Origin of the sequence: Streptomyces sp. G45 (genome assembly GCF_049542095.1) — a bacterium.
Lineage (GTDB): Bacteria > Actinomycetota > Actinomycetes > Streptomycetales > Streptomycetaceae > Streptomyces.
Genome location: NZ_JBMUZU010000001.1, coordinates 23,553 through 40,229 on the forward strand (window position 1 = coordinate 23,553; position 16,677 = coordinate 40,229).

Below are 16,677 nucleotides of genomic sequence, written 5' to 3' on the forward strand. Positions count from 1 at the left end.
GTCAGGCACTGGGTGATCTGCACGGCGCGGTGCGTGCCCTGTACCCACGCCTGGTCGAACCGTGCGCCTGTGGCACGCTCAAGGGCCGCCAGGCTCGCGCCGCTGCCGCTGCTGCCTTCCAGGTCGAGGTCGTGCAACAGAGGCTGCCAGGCGCCGGGGCGCGCACCGTAGGCGTTCTCGGGATCGAGCGTGTCGAAGGAAGAGGAGATCAGACCGTTCTCGGCCAGGCTCAGGCGGCAGGCCGCGTTAAGGCTCCAGTGGGCGCTGGCGGTACGGCCGAGGCGGGACAGCGGGCGCAGCACTTCCTCGCGCGCACCCTGATAGTTGTTGCGTTCAACGACGACAACCGCCGGTCCTGACCGGGAGACCAGTATCACGTCCCCGTCGTCGTACTCGCCCAAGTCCTCCAGGCGCAGAGGGCTGGGTCGTGCGGGGGTACCGCCGAAGAGGTGGATCACGGTGTCCTCGTCGGCGCCGTGCACGGCTGTGAACGTGGCGGCCTCCTCCAAGTGCATGTCAGTGAGAAGCTCGTCAAGGCGCTGAGGTGAGGTCATAGGCGGGATTGTTACCGCTCCCACTGACACACTGGGCCCGGCCAGGCGGATCGTATCCGCTAGGAGCGCCGAACTTGGAAGGCCGCGGCAGCCCAGGCTGTCGAGGCTCACGTTGCTCTCCAGGTGAGGTGTCCAGGCCGTGTTCCCCGCCGTGCTCGACGTCCTGCAGGCCGAGCGAGCTGGGCACCGGCACCGAAGAGCACAGGCGCTCACCAAGCACACCAAACGCGAGGCCTCTCCCGAAGGAGCAGCCCGTGCGCGCCACCCAGTCCCGCTCGATGTCCTCGCCCGAGCAGTCGAAGTACCCGGCCATTCTCCGGGGCTCCGCGCGTGCGCGGGAGGAATGCTCGCAGCTCAGAGGCGGTCCAGGTGATCACATCAGCCGCAACGCCTGTGGTGCACGGCTTGAGGAGGTGACGCTGTCGGGGATCTAGGCGATGACGGTCGGCCTTGCCCTCGGCCTCTCAACCTCCAAGATCCCCGACCTTGTTGCCCGCGATCAGCTCTGTGTCTCCTCGTGGTGGCCGATCGCGGCCGCGTCGGGTACGAGGAGGAGCTTGCCGGTGGTACGCCGAGCCTCCAGGTCGCTGTGGGCCTGGGCGGCCTCGGACAGTGCGTAGCGGCCCGTTACGGTCACCTCAAGCGCCTTGGAGCGCACCCACTCGAACACATCGGCGGCCCGTCGGAGCAGTTCGGACCGATCGGCGATGAAGTCCCCGAGGCTGGGCCGGATCAGGGTCAGCGAACCACCCTGGGCGAGCCGAATCGGATCAAACGGCGGCACGGCACCACTTGCCGCGCCGAAGAGCACGAGATGGCCGCGGGTTCGCAGGCTGGCGAGGCTCGCGTCGAAGGTGTGCGCGCCGACGCCGTCGAAGACAACCGGCAGTCCCTGGCCGCCGTTGAGCCGCCTCACCTCGGCTGCGAGATCGTCGACTGCGGAGTAGAGGATCACCTCGGCGGCCCCGGCACGCTTCGCCAGCTCGGCCTTCGCCGTGGTCGACGTCGTGCCGATCACCCTGCCGCCGAGATGGGTGATGAGCTGGGTCAAAAGCAGCCCCATGCCACCAGCGGCCGCGTGCACGAGCACCGTGTCACCCCGCTGGACCGGGTAGGCGTCTGTGACGAGATAGTGCGCGGTCATGCCTTGGAGGAGCACGGCAGCGGCGGTCTCGAAGCCGATGTCGTCGGGCAGCGGCACCAGCCGGGAGGAGTCCACGACGGCCCGCTCGGCATACGTGCCGGGAATCTCCACCCAACCGACCCGGTCCCCCACTGCGACGTCAGCGACGCCGGGTCCAACTTCAACGACCGTGCCAGCGCCCTCAGTACCCGGGGTGAAGGGCAGCGGGAGACTGTACCGGCCTTCGCGGTGGTAGACGTCGAGGAAGTTGACCCCGGAGGCAGCGACCTCCACGACCGCCTCGCCCGGACCCGGCCGCGGCTGGTCCACCGTGGCCTCCTGCAGCACCTCGGGACCGCCCACTTCGTACACCTGAATCGCTTGCATGACCCTCCAATAACGGTTCATCCCTCGCCAACCCCGTTGATGGAGATCCAATTCCCGGCAAGCAGCCCAGCCCACTGAGACGCCTGCTTCGCACCCCGGGTCTGGGACAGCAGACCGAGGCCGTCAAGGGCCGACGAATGCGCCACTGGCCGCTTCCGCACCACAAGGCGCAGCTCTGGCGTTCGCAAAACCGTTGCAGGGGGCGTGATCCTGCACTCCGCAGGAACCACGGATACCAGTTGAGCAGCGGATATCCGCGCGGCGGTGCGCTTCTGCGGCGTCGGCGAGCGGGAGGGTGCGGTCGACGACGTGCGCGACGGTGCCGTCCTCGATGAGGGGCCAGACCCGTTCGCGTACCTCGGCGGTGATCACGGCCTTCGCGCCGCGTCGTCCGCGGCAGCGAGCCCAGGCCCACCATCCACCCGGCGGTCGCGCTGCTCGCGGAGCAGCGGCAGCAGCGGCAGGCCCTGCGCCGCTACCGCACCTGGCTGCCTGCTTCGCCCACGGCCCGATCCCGCCGAAGACCGGCGGAGGCCAGGATCCGTGCGCGCGCCGACCGGGCCGAACCGTTCAGCACGCTCCGGGGCCGACCTCAGACACATCGCCGGGAGGCCGGAACGGGCGACACCTTCGGATGCGCCGCGACGGGCCGGACAGCATGCGGCCACACCTGGCGGCCATCCGTACCGGGTCGCGAGCCGGTCCGGGCGGCCGATCTGCGTAGTGGGCGGGCAGGGGATGCGGGTCTCGGGGATGCTGAGCGCGAGTCGGTCCCGCAGTCCGCGGTCGGCCGCTACGAGATCCCCCTCAGGGAAGGCGTACACCGTGCGCGAGAGCAACCAGGCCCTTGCTCCGACGGCCAGCAACGGTCCCCCCTGGTGATCGACGTCGGCGCACCGAACTCGGGCACCACCGGCAGGTCGTGCGGCGGCGTAGGTGCGGGCGGCGCCAGGAACAACGACCACGGCTCCAGCGGCGGCGACGGCACCGACGGCCAGCAGAAGCTCGCCGTCCTGCCCCGTAACGACACCACCGTCGCGGTGGCCGGTATCGGCCAACTCCCCTTCGTGACGGCCCCCGCGGGCGGCGGCGGGCACGCCGGTACCTTCGGCGACGGCGGCTCGGGCGGCACGCCCAACATCAACGGCGGCACGCCAGGCAGCGGCGACCCCGGCCTGATCGGCAAGAACGGCAACAACGCAGCCCCCGGAGGGAACGGTGCCGTCCTTATCCTGTGGTGACCACACCACCTGCCGATCGAAGGCCAGCCCCGGAACCGCCGCTACTCGAGGCCCGGGGTACCGCGGCGTAGGGCAGCGGTGCGGTCCTGCCACGGCCGCCGTCCTCGATCAGCCCGTACGTCAGCACGCCCCCCAGCCCGGACAGCACCCAGCCCGGGACATCGACCGCGACAGCACCCGGGTTGCGGGACTCACCGAGGTGGCGCAGGACAATAGAAAGCAGGGCCACGCCGATGGACAGGTTGACCAGGAACACAGCGGGCCAGCCGAACGCCTCTGTCAGCACGCCGCCCGCCACGGGACCCGCGGCCAGGCCGACGCCGCTCAACCCGGCCCACAGCCCGATCACCCTGACCCGCTCCCGCGGAGCGGGAAGGTCGGCGACGAGCAGCGTCAGCAACGCGGGGCTCAGCCCGGCGGCCCCGATGCCCTGCACCACCCGACCGGCGACCAGCCTGCCGACCGACGGTGCGAGGCTGCACACCAGCAACGCCGCGGCCCGCGCGGGCGTGGCCGACAGCAGCGTCCACCGCCAATGGGGCGACCTGGAGTCACTGCTCACCGACGTGGCGCTCACCCGCCTCAACACGCGCTCGCCGATGCCCCACACCGGGAGCCTCGCCGGAGACCTGCGCACCTACGCGGCCCAAGTGGCCCGCGAAATCACCGGACCCGACGGCCCCGCGGTCCTGCACCTGGCCGTCGCCCTGTCCAGCAACGGCCAGCAGGGCCGTAAAGCCCGTGACGACCCGCGCGGCGAACGCACCCGGCAGTTGCAGTCCATGCTCGACCGCGCCCGACGCCCTTGAGGTGCTGCACCACATCCTGGCCCCCGGAACCAGGCTGTGGGCGCGGCGCCACGGCACCGTGTGATGCTCGCCGACACGCGCCCGGCCCCGACGCCGCGCAAGGGCGGCCAGCAACCGCTTGCGAAACCGCCTGGGGAAGGTAACTTCCGTACGGCACAGGGAAGTTGTTGTCGCGCCGCGCACGCTGGCCTATCGTCCTGTCCACACAGCCACGGCAGGCATGGCACGGGGCGTGAGCGCACCGGGCCGACGGGGACGCGAGCACCGGGGGGACGGGATGGGCCGCCACCTGTACCACCTCGACGCCGTGGTCGACGCGCTCGCCCCGGCGATGCTGGGGATGCCGCCCGGCGGAGGACGGTGGACGAAGCGCGGGTTCCCGCACGGCCAGCCGGTCGTGGAGATCGTCGGTGACCGGGCGACGGGGAAGACGGCCGTACTGGACGCGCTGTACGCCGGATACCACGCCCATGTGCCCACGGCCCGGCTGGACCTCGCCGAGCCGCCGTTCTCGGCGGCCGGGCAGACGGACCGCGAGCGCCTGGACTCGGCAAACGCCTCGCCGGTCACCAATCTCCTCTTCCAGATGTGCTACGAGCTGTCCACCGCCCCCAAGGGGAACGGCCGCCCCCTGGCCTTCCCGCGGCTCTCCCCCGCGCTGCTGCTGGTGACGGCGTGGCGGCGGGAAGCCGCCACTGTGGGCCCCGTACCACCGGCCGAACTCACGGCCGCGGAAGGGGAACTCAGGGAACTGCTGACCGCGCGGCACCCGGACCCCCGGGTCCGCGACGCGCTCCTCAGACGCTGGCTCGCCGCGTTGGGCGCGGTGGTGGCGGGCCTGCTTCCGGGCGTGCCGGGCCTTGAGGGCGTTCTGCAGTCCGCCTCGGATTCCTTCCTCGACCGCAAGGGGCGCGCTCCCCGGCTCGCGTGGTGGCGCTCCCAGCTGGCCGACGCCAACGGCGACGCGGTGCAGCGCCTGTTCACGATCGTCCAGAGGTTCCGCCGCCGCGGTCCGGACCGCGTGGCCGTGGAGGCTCACCTGATGGACGCGCTCCTCGCGGACATCGACGGCGCCTACGGCCCCTGGGCGCGCAAGACCCGCCACCCCGCGCTCATCCTCCTCGACAACGTGGACGACGCTCTGCGGAAACGCTTCCTCGTGCCGTTCGTCGAACGGTACGCGCACATCGCCCGACAGCGTCCGGGGCACAGCCGGGACATGCTGCCCGTCGTCTTCGCCACCTCTCTGGGCCGCGGCTCCGCCCCGGAGCTGACGCCCACCACCGCCGAAGCGCCGTGGAGCAGCCCCGAACTCCGCCCACCCCGGACGTGGCTGCTGCGCCTCGGCATCCCTGACGTGGGCGATCCGCAGATCCGCGCGATGCTCAACGGCGCCGACTATCCCGCTTCCCTTCCCGCGGTCGTCGAGAGACTCAGCGGGGGCCGCGCGGGCAACGCCCTGCTGCTGGTCGAGGCGGCGGTCGAGCGGATCGAGGGTCCCGACCCGCTCGACCTGGACGGACTGCTTTCGCTGCCGTCCTCCGACGCCGCGCAGCCGCTGGCCGACACCCTCCTTGACCAGCTCCTCCCCGACCCCGCCCTGCGGGACCAGGCCCTGACGGTCGCGCCCGCCCTTGAGGCGAGTGCCGCGGCCGACCTGCTGCGCCTTGCCGCACCGCAGCTCCCCGGGCCCGCGCCCGCCCTGCAGATCAGGCGGCTCCTCGACGGTGCCCTGGAGCGGCCCCACTGGAATCACCGCCCCTGGCCTCAGGTGTACGGCAGAGCCCCCTTGATCACCGACCGTGCGCTGCGCGCGATCCTGCTCCACCGGCTGCGCACCGAGGGCGGCCCGGCGCGCTGGTCGCACCTCCACTCCCGGCTGGCGGGCCACTACAACCCCGGTGACGTGCTGGACTCCGACTCGGTCCGCCATGACCCGCGGTATCTGCACCACGCCCTGGCCCTTGGCTGCTTCGACTCCCTGGTCGTACGGGCGTTGCACCACCGCTATCTGCGCAGCGCGCCCGCCGACTGGCTGTGCGACCTCAACCTCGTCGCCGCCGCGCCTCAGGCCTACGACGGCTTCGCGCCCGAGCACGCGCCCGCCGCCGATGAGCTGCCGCCGTGTCCGGCGTGCGCCGATCAGGACAGCGGGGCCGCGGTACACGCCGCGATCCGGCTGTTGCTGGCGTCCGTATGGCGGCTGTCCGCGCCGTCGGCCGCTCCCCCGTCGGGTCACGCGGACCGGTGCGCGGTCCTCGTACGTGCCTCGCTGGAGGCCCTGTGCACCGACTACGGCCGCCGCGGGCGCCCCGATCAGGCGTACAACGCGTACGTGGACACCGTCGCGGCCGACGGCTGGATCGATGCCTTGGTGAACGGCGTGCAGGCCCCCGATCTCCCTGTCGTGCGGGTGGGGTGACGGGCATGCCCTTCCCTCGGTGGTGGCAGTGGCACACCGCGCGGCCGCCGATCGTGCGGTTCCTCCACTGGCTGCTGGTCGCCGCGGTCATCGTCCCGCTCGGCGTGTGGGTGGGCCTGAGGCTGAGCGACACCTCCTGTGCCGCCGGGGTCGACGAGCGCGGCGGCGACGACGAGTGCACGGGCGTCACCGACGGCTCGTACGCCTTCATCGACGAGCTGCGCGACGTGTCAGCCCGCATCAAGGAGGAGAACGACCGCGTCACTGACAGCGGCAAGCCCTACGCGACCATCGCCCTCATGATCCCGATGACGCAGCGGCCGGACCAGCGGGCCGAGCGCACCGAGGTGCTGCGGGAGGTGCAGGGGGCCTACCTCGCCCAGTACCGGGCCAACCACGAGAGCCAGGAAGAGCCGCCGATCCGCCTCGTCCTGGCCAATCCGGGGCGCACGATGCACCGTTGGAAGGAGGTCACCGACCAGCTCGCCGCGATGTCGGCGTCCCGCAAGCACCGGCTGCGTGCGGTCTTCGGCTTCAACCTCAGCGTCGGTCGGACCGAGCAGACCATCGACCGCTTGACCAACGACAAGGGCATCGCGGTCGTCAGCGGTCCGATCACCGCCGACGGGCTGGCCAACGACGCGCGGCACCCCCGGCGGTATCCGGGCCTGGCCAAGGTCGTCCCTTCCAATCGGGAGCAGGCGCGGGCCCTCACGCACTCCCTGCGCGTCAAACCGGAGGAGACGTTCCTCGTGGAGGACACCTCCTCGAACGACCTCTACGCCCGTTCGCTGCGCGCCGCGTTCCGGGCCGAGACCAAGGGGACGCCGTACGCTCCCGAGCAGTACGAGGCGGACCGGGTCACGGCCAACGACTTCGTCCAGATGGTGAACAACCTCTGCGACTCCAAGGCGACCACGGTCTACTTCTCGGGCCGTCCGCGCGCCCTCAGCCATCTCGTCGCCGCGCTGGGCAAGCGTGGTTGCGCGGCCCGGCCCTTCAGGCTGGTCACCGTGTCGGGCGCTTCCACTCTCGCTCTGGACCCCTCGATGGACTGGGGTGCCTTCTCCTACGGCGCGGGGCTGACCGTCGAGTACACCACGATCACCCATGAGGTCGCCTGGACCACCGGCCGCCCGCCGCGGACGGGCGGTTCGGCCGACGACTTCAACGCGCTCGGCCGACTCGTCAGGGGCTCCCGAAGCGGCTCCCCCGTCGGCGACATCGGCCCCACCGGCCTCGCGGACGGACGTACCATCACGGCCCACGACTCCGCCCTGACCGCGATCGCCGGTATCCGCAACCGGGTGGTCGCCAAGGACCAGGTGCCCTCCCAGCGCAGCATCGCGGCGGCCTGGCCGCGGCTCCACGGCCGTCAGAAGGTCAAGGGCGCCAGCGGCTGGATCTGCCTCAACAGCTACGGCACCCCCTACGACAAGGCCGTCGCCATCGTGCGGCTGTCTCCCGAACCAGGGCAGCACATCCAGTTCGACAAGCTCGCCTGGCCCGAGGGAAGGCCGCCGAGCGCGCAGTGCACCGCCGAACCCGAATGAGCGGTCTGGGGGTCTTGGTGTGTTCACCGCTGCCTCTCTGGTGACTGAGCGGAACCGGAAGGCTCCCGCAGCGGGCGCCCGCCGTTCTTCCTTCAGCGGCGGGCCAGTGCCAGCACGCTCAGGCCGAACATCAGGACGCCCAGGGGGAGGTGGACCGAGGGAACGTGCGCTATGCCGACGACGACCTGGACCGAGGCGAGTACGAGGAAGCCTGACGCGTGCCAGATGGGCCGGGGCGAGCCGCCGCCGCGCTTCCACGCCAGCACCGCCGCGAGCACGTACAGCATCGACGCCCCGTACATCACCCGGGCGCCGACGTCGTGCAGCGTCTCGCCGTAGGACGAGGTCATCAGCAGTCCGGCGGAGACCGCCTGCAGGAAGATGGTCAGGGTCTGCACGGCGATCGCGATCCGCAGGAACGAGGTGCCGCCGCGCTGCGCGTTCGCCGTCGCCGTCGTCTCAGAGGCCATGTCGGGGTCCCCTTTTCCGCCCTTCGGGCAGTAGATCGATAAGGTCTCACCAGCCCGACGACGCGGGCCTGGGAAAGGTAAGGCGAGGGGGCGGCCGGGGGCATGGGGACTGTCGGGGCCGGTACGGACGGGATCGCGGGTGAGCGACGTCAACTGATCAATGTCGCCTACCGGTTGCTCGGTTCGGCGACGGAAGCCGAGGACGCCGTACAGGAGGCGTTCGCGCGCTGGTATGGGCTGCCGCGCAGCCGTCAGGAGGAGATCCGCTCCCCCGGTGCTTGGTTGACGACGGTCACCAGCCGCATCTGCCTGGACCGGCTCGGCTCGGCGCGGGCCCGGCGGGAACGCTACGTCGGTGCGTGGCTGCCCGAGCCGTTGCCCGACCGCACCGAGTGGGACCGGGCGGGCGGCGCCGCGCCCGGGGACCCCGCCGACCTGATCGTCCTGGACGAGTCGGTGACCATGGCGTTCCTCGTGGTCCTGGAGTCGATGACGCCCGCGGAGCGGGTGGCGTTCGTCCTGCATGACGTCTTCCGGTACCCGTTCGCTGAGATCGCCGGGGTTCTGGGTCGGGCCCCCGCGGCCTGCAAGCAGCTGGCGGCCTCGGCGCGGCGGCGGCTGGACGTGGCGCGCCCTCCGGTGTCGGCCGCGGGCCAGGCCGAGGTAGTGCGGCACGTCAAGGAGGCGTGGGAGAGCAAGGACATCGCCGCCCTCGTCGGGCTCCTCAATCCGGCCGCCGTGATGACCGCCGACGGTGGTGGCATGGTCGGTGCCGTCCTGCGGCCCGTCGAGGGAGGCGTGCGCATCGCCGAGTACATGGTCGCCATCGCCGACAGGGCTCCTGAGCTCGAACTTCTGGAGCGGTCGGTCAACGGTGCGCCGGGGCTGGTGGCTCAGCGTGCCGGGGTCGTCATGACCGTGGCGTCGTTCGATGTGTCTGACGGGTGTGTCGCCCGGATCTGGGCCGTCCGCAACCCGGAGAAGCTGCGGCCTTGGGGGCGGGAGGCTCTTCGGCGGTTTGGGTGACGTTCGGGCGAAGGAGGGGCGGGCGACATCAGGGCCTTCTTCCTCATCGGCTTCACACCGGCGGTGCCTCGGCCCCGGCGCGCGGGTCGGGCGGGGCTGACCGCGGGTGCATCGGAATCGCCTGCGCCGCGTCCCGCCGGGCGAGCCCGGCGGGACGCGGCCTTGTCCGACGCCGCCGCTCAAGCGCTCGACGGCGCACCGTGCCCAGGCCGCTGGACCGGCCGGGCCGCTCGGGAGCGGTCTCCGGCGCTGTCAGCAGTCCAGGGACGGGCCGGTACTCACGGTGCCGGAGCTATGACCACCACTTGTGCCACATCGCGTTGTCACCGCCGCGCACGAAGGTGTCGATGCGCCCGTATCCCCAGGACACGGCCGCGGGGGCCGACGTCAGAGTGCCGCCCAACGACTCCCAGCCCGACCAGCCGTTGGCATACCACTTGTGCCACATCGCGTTGTCACCACCGCGGACGAAGACGTCCAACCGGCCACTGCTCCACGACGACACAGCAGGAGCCGACGTCAAAGTGCCACCCAACGACTCCCAGTTGGACCAGCCGCTGGAGCTGTACCACTTGTGCCACAGGGCGTTGTCGCCACCACGGACGAAGGTGTCGATGCGGCCGTTGTCCCAGGACACGGCTGCGGGGGCCGACGTCAGAGTGCCGCCCAACGACTCCCAGCCCGACCAGCCGTTGGCATACCACTTGTGCCACATCGCGTTGTCACCACCGCGGGCGAACACGTCCAACCGGCCACTGCTCCACGACGACACAGCAGGAGCCGACGTCAAAGTGCCGCCCAACGACTCCCAGTTGGACCAGCCGCTGGAGCTGTACCACTTGTGCCACAGGGCGTTGTCGCCACCACGGACGAATACGTCGATGCGTCCGGGCCCCCAGGAGACAGCGGCGGGGTCGGAGGTCAGGGTGCCGCCGAGGGACTCCCAGTTGGACCAGCCGTTGCCGTCGTACCACTTGTGCCACAGAGCGTTGTCGCCGCCGCGGACGAACGTGTCCAGTCGACCGTTGCTCCACGAGGAGACGGCCGGGCCGGAGGTCAGGGTGCCGCCGAGGGACTCCCAGTTGGACCAGCTCTGCACGGCGGACGCGGAGGCGGGCCCGGGGTGCGCGGGAGCGGGGGACGGCTGGGCCGCGGCGGGGGCCGCCAGGGCCCCGAGAAGTACGAAGAGGATGGTGAAGAAGACAGGTAGTGAACGTCTGCGCATGCCGAACTTCCTTCCGGGCAGGCACGGAAGTGCCGATGCCGACGGGGATGAGTCGCTTGCGAGGAACTTCACTTTCTGATCGCTTCAGTTCACTTGCGACACTATGGGGTGTTGAGTGCCCTCGGATAGCCAGGAACCAGTCCCTCTGCCGCACCGCCCCCGCTCCCTTCAATGGCACCTGCACTGACCGAGAACATCATCCGCGAGCTCGGCCTGCTGTCCGAGCGAGATACGGCGAGGACAGCCGGTCGCTGCTCATACGCCCCCGACTCGCCACGCACTGGCGGGCGGCGCGTAACCGAGCGCCTTGAACAGTGGGCGCAGCCCCACGAAGTGGGCCTCGGGCAGCGCGTCGAACAGCGCCCGCGCCTCCTCCCAGGTCCGCAGGGAGTTCGCGACGTCGCCCTGCGCGTGCTGCGCGGCCGCCAGGCACGCCAGGATCGTGGCGCGACGGCTCGGATAGCCGACGGCGTTGGCGATCCTCAGCGCCCGCCGGTGGAATGCGACCGCGCGCTCCGGGTCACCGAGCGCGTGCCGTACGACGCCCAGCGCGGACACCGAGAAGCTGACCATCCCCTCGTTGCCGAGGGAGCGGTGGAGTGCCATGGCCCTGCGCAGCGGGTCGCGTGCCTCGGCGAAGCGGCCCGCACGCAAATGGGCGGTGCCGATGTTGGTCTCGAACATCGAGACCCCCACGGATCCCCCGGAGGAGGCAGGTCACGCAGCACGGCCAGGGCCTCCTTCCAGTAGTCCACCGCGCGGACGTCGTCACCTGTGTACCCGTGGTGCGCGCCCAGATTGCCCAGGACGTGCGCCTCGCCGACCCGGTCGCCCGTACGGCGCATCAGCTCCAGGGCCTCGGTGAGGCAAGGGAGAGCCGAGGCTGGGTCGGTCTGGCCGTCGTAGGCGGAGCCGAGGTTGTTGAGCGACAGCGCCTGCGCGTGCGGATCGTGGATGCGGCGCGCCGCGTCGACCGAGACGCGACCGACGACGATCTGGTCCTCGCGCACGGGATGGCCGCGCAGATAGCTCCACAACAGCGCGGGCAACTGCCAGGCGATCTCATCCTCTCTGTGCGCATACGCGTCATGGATCGTGGCCAGGAGGTTCGCGCGCTGTGCCCCGCACCATCGGACGGCCTCGTTCTGCGTGGTGAGGAAGGAGAGTGTCAGCCACTGTGGCCGAGGGGGCAGCCGGACCGTACGCCGGTGGGGTGCGAGGATCCGGTCGGCGGCGTCCGCGTGGTGCAGGCACCAGGCGTACCAGCGGGAGCGTGCCGCACGCCGCGCCGCTGGCGTCTCGTCCGCCGCCGCACGCTCGGCGGCGAAGATCCGCAGCAGGTCGTGGAGACGGTAGAGGCCGGGCCCGCGCTCTTCCACGAGGTGGGCGCGCACCAGCCGGTCCAGCAGGGTCCGGTCGAGTGTGCCGGAGCCGTCCAGCGCGGCGGCGGCCTCGAGCGTGATGTCGGGTCCGGGGAACAGGCCGAGGCGGCGGAACAGCCGTCGCGGGGCGGGTTCGAGGGCGGCGTAGGAGTGGTCGAACGCCGCTCGTACTCCCGTACCGCTGTCGCCGTCGATCCGTAGGATGCCCAACCGGTCGTCCGACGCGGCCAGTTCGGCGGCGAGCCCGGCGATCGAATCGTGCGGCTGGTCGCGCAGCCGCGCCGCCGCGATACCGAGCGCGAGCGGCAGGCCGCCACAGGCCGCGAGCAGCGCGTTCACGGCCTCCAGCGGTTCAGCCGCGGGGCGCTTGGGTCCCAGCATCCTGGTGAGCAGGGCCCTGCCGTCGCAGGCGGTGAACCCGGTCAGGTCAAGGCGTCGGGCGCCGTCCCGCACGGTGAGGCCCGTGAGGCGTTCCCTGCTGGTGACGAGTACGGCGCAGTCGCCGTTGCCCGGCAGCAGCGGTCTGACCTGCTGGGCGTCGCGCGCGTCGTCCAGGACGATCAGCACGCGCCGGTCGGTCAGCAGCGTGCGGTAGAGCGCCGCCGCTTCGTCCTGGTCGGTGGGTATGCGCCCGGCGTCCTCGCCCAGGGCTCTCAGGAAGGCGGCGAGCACCGCGCCCGGGTGTCGGGGGCCACCGGGTGCGTGCCCGCGCAGGTCGGCGAAGAGCTGCCCGTCGGGGTAGTGGTGGCGGTGGCGGTGCGCCCAGTGCAGCGCCAGTGTGGACTTCCCGGTGCCGGGCGCACCGGAGACGATGGTGACGGCCGTGCTCTGCCCTGATGCGGCGGTGGCAGTCGGCGCGGATCCCAGCCAGCGCAGTTCCTCGCAGCGGCCGACGAACGTCGGTAGGTCAAAGGGGAGCTGGGCGGGGGTGGGCCGGACGTCGTGGGCCATGACGGGTGCTGGCCGTTCGGACCCTGGCCGCAGCAGCGTGTCTCGCAGCGCCCGCAGCTCTGAGCCGGGGTCGAGGCCCGTCTCGTCGGCGAGCCGGGCGGCGTGCCTGCGGTACACGTCCAGCCCGTCGCTGTGGCGCCCAGCCCGGTGCAGGGCCGTCATCAGGTGCAGTACGAGCCCTTCACGCAGCGGGAACTCGGCGACGAGTGAGGACAGTTCGGGGATCACCGCGAGATGGCGGTGCAGGGAGAGCTCCAGCGCGAAGCAGTGTTCGAGGGCGCACAGCCGCTGCTCCTCAAGGGCCGCGGCGGCGGATCTGAGCGGCCAGCTCGGCAGCCCGTCGAGCGCGGGCCCGCGCCACAGAGCGAGCACGCTCCGCAGCCGGGTCACCGCGTCGGCCGCGTCCCCGGCGGCCTCGGCGGCGCGTGCGGCGGCCACCCCGTCGGTGAACACATGGGTGTCAACGGCGGATTCCGGTGTGACAAGACGGTAGCCGTGCCCGTCGCTGACGATGAGGGGCGCGGGGCGTGGCTCGTCGGCCGCCTCCGGCCGGGTCGGGTGCGCCTCGGCGAGGCGGCGGCGGAGCAATCCGGCCATGTTGCGGACCTGGCGCTCGGCGGTCGCCGGGGGATCCTCGTCCCACACCGCGTCGACCAACCGTGCCAGCGGCACGGCGCAGTTCGGGCGCAGCGCAAGCGCCGCGAGCAGGCCGCGCTGACGCGCCCCGCCGAGTTCGACGCGCTCGCCGTCCACCCGGACCTCCAACGGCCCCAGCAGCCTGAACTCCACACGACCTCCGTTGCGCGGACGCGGACAGTGGACACCGGACAGCGACACGGAACGGCCGGGATCCGGCCGCCCTCAAGAAGATCATCTTGAATGGGCCAGGCCTCGCGGTCCAGGGACATTCGCGCCAGTAGTGCGGAAACCAGTAGTGCGGGAAGAGGACGCGGTGAGCAGCCGGAGGGCGATGCCGACGGGTGCCGTCATGACCGTGCCGTGAAGAAATCGTGTCCCTCCTTGGCATGCTCATCTTCGTTCCTCGACACACACTCCCCCATCTCCACGCATTCCAGGGTTTTTCGTGCACCTCAAGGAGAGAACCGTGAAACGCACCCTCGTCAGCAGACGCCGCACCGTTCCCGTCGCCCTCACCGCCGCGGCAGTGGTCGGCGGGCTGGCCGTGGCCCCCGCGCACGCCGCACCCCCGCCGCCCCCCACGGGCAGGTGCAACCCGACCGTCGACACGATGTACTACGACGTCACGACCAGGGTCACCCCGGTGATCACCGACTTCCTGGCGGTCACGGTCGCCGAGGGCACCACCGCCCAGAAGACCCTGACCCTCGAACAGAAGGACTCAGTGACCACCACTGTCGACGAGCGGACGGAGATCACCGCATCGGCCTCCCCCTGTTCCTCAAGGTCGAGTCCAAGGTCGGCTTCTCCGTGTCCAAGACCACCTCGTCGACGAAGACCCATCAGATCACCGACACCTGGAACTTCAACCGCGCGGGGCAGTACGGCCTCTACCGGGGCACCCGCAAGGTCGAGGGCGAGTACGTGAAGTACGTGTGCGCCCAGACCGGGCCGACCACCGGCGTGTGGGTCAACGCCATCCGCGACGCGGCCTACGGCACCTTCACCACCTTCGAGACCCCTGAGATCGGCACCGTTGTGCGCAACTGCGCCGCCTTGGAGCCCCTCGGCACCGTGCGCCGCGCCGCACAGGACCGGCTGGGCAAGTGCTGAACCGCGCACCGGGCACGCCGAGCCGACGACGCGGCACGCCGTCGCCCTCGTACCGCCGCCCTCTCCGTTCGACCGCGACCCACAGCCCACAGACCAAGGAGAACCGAGTGAGCCACCTGCTCCGACGCGCACCGCGCACCACCCGCCGTCGACTGCGTTACGTCCTGGGCACCGCGGCGGCGGCGCTCGTGACGCTGCTCCCCGCCGCGCCGCCCGCGTCCGCCGCGTCCGGCACCAACTGGGACGGGTGGATCTGCGAGCCCGGCTACTACCGCATCAACACGCCGGGGGGAATGGCCGTCGACATCTCCCAGGGGCCCGAGAACCCCGGAGCCATCATCCAGTACCCGTACTGGGGAGGCCACAACCAGCAGTGGCAGGCATGTAGATGGCCGAGCCCGACCCAGAGCACGGACTGGGTGTTCAGATCGCGGCTCAACGACCAGTGCATCACGATGGTCGGCTACAAGCCCGATGACGGCCAGGCGTTCCAGCAGGGCGACTGCGGCGACTACATCGGCACCAACCAGAAGTTCTGGCTCGACCACCACCCCGCCAACGGCCCCTTCGCGATGCAGGTCCTGCACTCCGGGGCCTGGGTGTCGATCCAGAAGGACAAGTTCGCCAAGGAACGCGCGCTCCTCGTGCAGTACTCCAACAAGGCGATGATGTTCTCCCTGCAAGGGGCCTGAACGGGCGCACCCTCCCGCGCACCCTTCGGTACGGGGCCTGAGAGGAGGCTGGTGCCCCCGCTCCAGGCATCGGCGCAGGGGCACCAGCCTCCTGTGCCTCAGCCGCGGGATCCCTGGAGCCCGTGCCGCGGGCCGGGTTACCCCTCTCTCTCCCACCGGGTGCCCCAGCTCGCGGGCGACGGCTCTTACGCCCATGGGCGTGAGGTTGTGCAGCCTGTCGCCGCCCGGGAGGTGTGGGGCGGGTCATCGTGTCAGCTGTCCGTTTCGGGTGTGGCAGGGAGCAGGGCGGTGGCGGCGCGGACCGTGGCGGGCAGGGAGTCGTGGACTGTGAGTTCGGGGCGGGCGTGGCGGAGTTGTTCGACCACGTCCAGGCGGCGCTCGTAGGCGGGGTCGGTGCCGACCGCGATCGCCGCGCCCCGGGCGGCGTGCGCTCCGAGCTCGTACAGGGCGATGGGCTGCACGGCGCCAGCGGGGAACCAGAAAAGGATCACGTCCGCGGCCGCGAGTGCTGAGTGCTCCCAGGCGATCTGTGCCACCGCTGCCCGCGGGTCGCCGACCTCGAAGTGGGCCCGGCGCGGGTTGATGACGTGCGCCGGGCTGGAGGCGAGGAGTTGCAGGGTCGCGGACAGCTGCCAGTTTCTGGCTCCGGTGATGCCGCCCGCGGTGAAGACGGTGGGCGAATCGGCAGGGGGCTCGGCGGGGGCCTCGGTGTAGCGGTCGGCGTGCGGGGCGCGGCCGGGGTGCTGGTCGGCGGCGATCGCGTGCACGAGGTGTCGTACGAGGGCCTGCGCGAGGGGATCGCCGTGCGGGTAGGCGCGCAGGACTTCGGCGATGCGCCACTGGTCCACGCCCCGCTCGGCGGGCCCGGGGCGGAGGAACTGTGCGATCTCGGCGGCCGTGATGATGCCGCCCTCGCCCAGACGGGACATGCCGCTGACCGCGCGGGCGCTGGCGTTGGCGCTGGCGTTGGTGTTGGCGTTGGCGGACAGGGTGCGCACCCGGTGTTCCTCGGTCGGTTCCGGCTGCCACCGGCCGTGCAGGTAGTCGGTGGCCAGGGCGTCGACGAGGCGTTGAAGATCCGTCACGCCGC

The 16,677-nt window shown here is 71.3% G+C and carries 12 protein-coding genes and 5 pseudogenes; 7 read left to right on the plus strand and 10 right to left on the minus strand.

Annotation, left to right across the window (positions count from 1 at the left end):
* Window positions 1-83: 83 nt before the first annotated feature.
* The 3 genes and pseudogenes from ACOBQU_RS00120 to ACOBQU_RS00130 all read right to left on the minus strand — a co-directional run.
* A pseudogene (locus tag ACOBQU_RS00120) lies at window positions 84-554 on the minus strand (DUF6461 domain-containing protein); the annotation flags it as partial.
* Window positions 555-1,053: 499 nt separating this feature from the next.
* Window positions 1,054-2,064 carry a quinone oxidoreductase family protein gene (locus ACOBQU_RS00125; RefSeq protein ID WP_423623449.1) on the minus strand — a complete coding sequence of 337 codons (1,011 nt, stop codon included), beginning with the start codon at window positions 2,062-2,064 and terminating at the stop codon, window positions 1,054-1,056.
* Between the two features lie 261 nt (window positions 2,065-2,325).
* Window positions 2,326-2,442, minus strand: a pseudogene (locus tag ACOBQU_RS00130) (zinc-binding dehydrogenase); the annotation flags it as partial.
* A 500-nt stretch (window positions 2,443-2,942) separates the two neighbouring features.
* Between ACOBQU_RS00130 and ACOBQU_RS00135 the strand changes: the two are divergent.
* The gene (locus ACOBQU_RS00135) at window positions 2,943-3,305 is read left to right on the plus strand and encodes a hypothetical protein (RefSeq protein WP_423623450.1); all 363 of its coding nucleotides are present in this window, start codon (window positions 2,943-2,945) and stop codon (window positions 3,303-3,305) included.
* Between the two features lie 73 nt (window positions 3,306-3,378).
* Here ACOBQU_RS00135 and ACOBQU_RS00140 read toward each other — a convergent pair.
* Window positions 3,379-3,801: pseudogene (locus tag ACOBQU_RS00140) on the minus strand (MFS transporter); the annotation flags it as partial.
* On the opposite strand from ACOBQU_RS00140, the pseudogene ACOBQU_RS00145 reads away from it, so the two are divergent.
* The 3 genes and pseudogenes from ACOBQU_RS00145 to ACOBQU_RS00155 form a co-directional block, all read left to right on the plus strand.
* Window positions 3,800-4,139 (plus strand): annotated as a pseudogene (locus ACOBQU_RS00145) (TetR/AcrR family transcriptional regulator C-terminal ligand-binding domain-containing protein); the annotation flags it as partial. The pseudogenes ACOBQU_RS00140 and ACOBQU_RS00145 sit on opposite strands and share 2 nt — an antisense overlap.
* 252 nt (window positions 4,140-4,391) lie before the next feature.
* Entirely contained in the window at window positions 4,392-6,536 is a 2,145-nt protein-coding gene (locus ACOBQU_RS00150; protein ID WP_423623452.1) for a hypothetical protein, read from the plus strand.
* Window positions 6,537-6,541: 5 nt separating this feature from the next.
* The gene (locus ACOBQU_RS00155; RefSeq protein WP_423623454.1) at window positions 6,542-8,089 is read left to right on the plus strand and encodes a hypothetical protein; all 1,548 of its coding nucleotides are present in this window, start codon (window positions 6,542-6,544) and stop codon (window positions 8,087-8,089) included.
* A gap of 92 nt (window positions 8,090-8,181) precedes the next feature.
* Here ACOBQU_RS00155 and ACOBQU_RS00160 read toward each other — a convergent pair whose 3' ends face one another.
* The gene (locus ACOBQU_RS00160; protein ID WP_423623456.1) at window positions 8,182-8,559 is read right to left on the minus strand and encodes a hypothetical protein; all 378 of its coding nucleotides are present in this window, start codon (window positions 8,557-8,559) and stop codon (window positions 8,182-8,184) included.
* Between the two features lie 102 nt (window positions 8,560-8,661).
* Between ACOBQU_RS00160 and sigJ the strand changes: the two genes are divergently transcribed.
* Complete coding sequence (gene sigJ, locus ACOBQU_RS00165; RefSeq protein ID WP_423623458.1) at window positions 8,662-9,585, plus strand: RNA polymerase sigma factor SigJ; 924 nt, start codon at window positions 8,662-8,664, stop codon at window positions 9,583-9,585.
* A 292-nt stretch (window positions 9,586-9,877) separates the two neighbouring features.
* Here the strand turns inward: sigJ and ACOBQU_RS00170 are convergent, their stop codons facing one another.
* The 4 genes and pseudogenes from ACOBQU_RS00170 to ACOBQU_RS00185 all read right to left on the minus strand — a co-directional run bounded on the left by ACOBQU_RS00170 (window position 9,878) and on the right by ACOBQU_RS00185 (window position 14,541).
* Window positions 9,878-10,810 carry a hypothetical protein gene (locus ACOBQU_RS00170; protein ID WP_423623460.1) on the minus strand — a complete coding sequence of 311 codons (933 nt, stop codon included), beginning with the start codon at window positions 10,808-10,810 and terminating at the stop codon, window positions 9,878-9,880.
* Between the two features lie 255 nt (window positions 10,811-11,065).
* Window positions 11,066-11,494 carry a tetratricopeptide repeat protein gene (locus ACOBQU_RS00175; RefSeq protein ID WP_423623461.1) on the minus strand — a complete coding sequence of 143 codons (429 nt, stop codon included), beginning with the start codon at window positions 11,492-11,494 and terminating at the stop codon, window positions 11,066-11,068.
* A 47-nt stretch (window positions 11,495-11,541) separates the two neighbouring features.
* Window positions 11,542-13,740 (minus strand): annotated as a pseudogene (locus tag ACOBQU_RS00180) (BTAD domain-containing putative transcriptional regulator); the annotation flags it as partial.
* Window positions 13,741-14,397: 657 nt separating this feature from the next.
* Window positions 14,398-14,541, minus strand: coding sequence for a hypothetical protein (locus tag ACOBQU_RS00185; protein WP_423623463.1), 144 nt, complete (start codon window positions 14,539-14,541; stop codon window positions 14,398-14,400).
* A gap of 51 nt (window positions 14,542-14,592) precedes the next feature.
* Between ACOBQU_RS00185 and ACOBQU_RS00190 the strand changes: the two genes are divergently transcribed.
* Together ACOBQU_RS00190 and ACOBQU_RS00195 are read left to right on the plus strand one after the other, a co-directional pair.
* The gene (locus ACOBQU_RS00190) at window positions 14,593-14,895 is read left to right on the plus strand and encodes a hypothetical protein (protein ID WP_423623465.1); all 303 of its coding nucleotides are present in this window, start codon (window positions 14,593-14,595) and stop codon (window positions 14,893-14,895) included.
* 107 nt (window positions 14,896-15,002) lie between these two features.
* Complete coding sequence (locus tag ACOBQU_RS00195) at window positions 15,003-15,587, plus strand: RICIN domain-containing protein (protein WP_423623467.1); 585 nt, start codon at window positions 15,003-15,005, stop codon at window positions 15,585-15,587.
* A gap of 251 nt (window positions 15,588-15,838) precedes the next feature.
* Here the strand turns inward: ACOBQU_RS00195 and ACOBQU_RS00200 are convergent, their stop codons facing one another.
* The gene (locus ACOBQU_RS00200; RefSeq protein ID WP_423623469.1) at window positions 15,839-16,672 is read right to left on the minus strand and encodes a nucleoside 2-deoxyribosyltransferase domain-containing protein; all 834 of its coding nucleotides are present in this window, start codon (window positions 16,670-16,672) and stop codon (window positions 15,839-15,841) included.
* Window positions 16,673-16,677: the final 5 nt, after the last annotated feature.

Bases quoted from the DNA above. Each gene is read 5' to 3' on its own strand.
- ACOBQU_RS00125 (WP_423623449.1), bottom strand. From the start codon at position 2,064: ATGCAAGCGATTCAGGTGTACGAAGTGGGCGGTCCCGAGGTGCTGCAG.
- ACOBQU_RS00150 (WP_423623452.1), top strand. From the start codon at position 4,392: ATGGGCCGCCACCTGTACCACCTCGACGCCGTGGTCGACGCGCTCGCC.
- ACOBQU_RS00155 (WP_423623454.1), top strand. From the start codon at position 6,542: ATGCCCTTCCCTCGGTGGTGGCAGTGGCACACCGCGCGGCCGCCGATC.
- ACOBQU_RS00160 (WP_423623456.1), bottom strand. From the start codon at position 8,559: ATGGCCTCTGAGACGACGGCGACGGCGAACGCGCAGCGCGGCGGCACC.
- sigJ (WP_423623458.1), top strand. From the start codon at position 8,662: ATGGGGACTGTCGGGGCCGGTACGGACGGGATCGCGGGTGAGCGACGT.
- ACOBQU_RS00170 (WP_423623460.1), bottom strand. From the start codon at position 10,810: ATGCGCAGACGTTCACTACCTGTCTTCTTCACCATCCTCTTCGTACTT.
- ACOBQU_RS00175 (WP_423623461.1), bottom strand. From the start codon at position 11,494: ATGTTCGAGACCAACATCGGCACCGCCCATTTGCGTGCGGGCCGCTTC.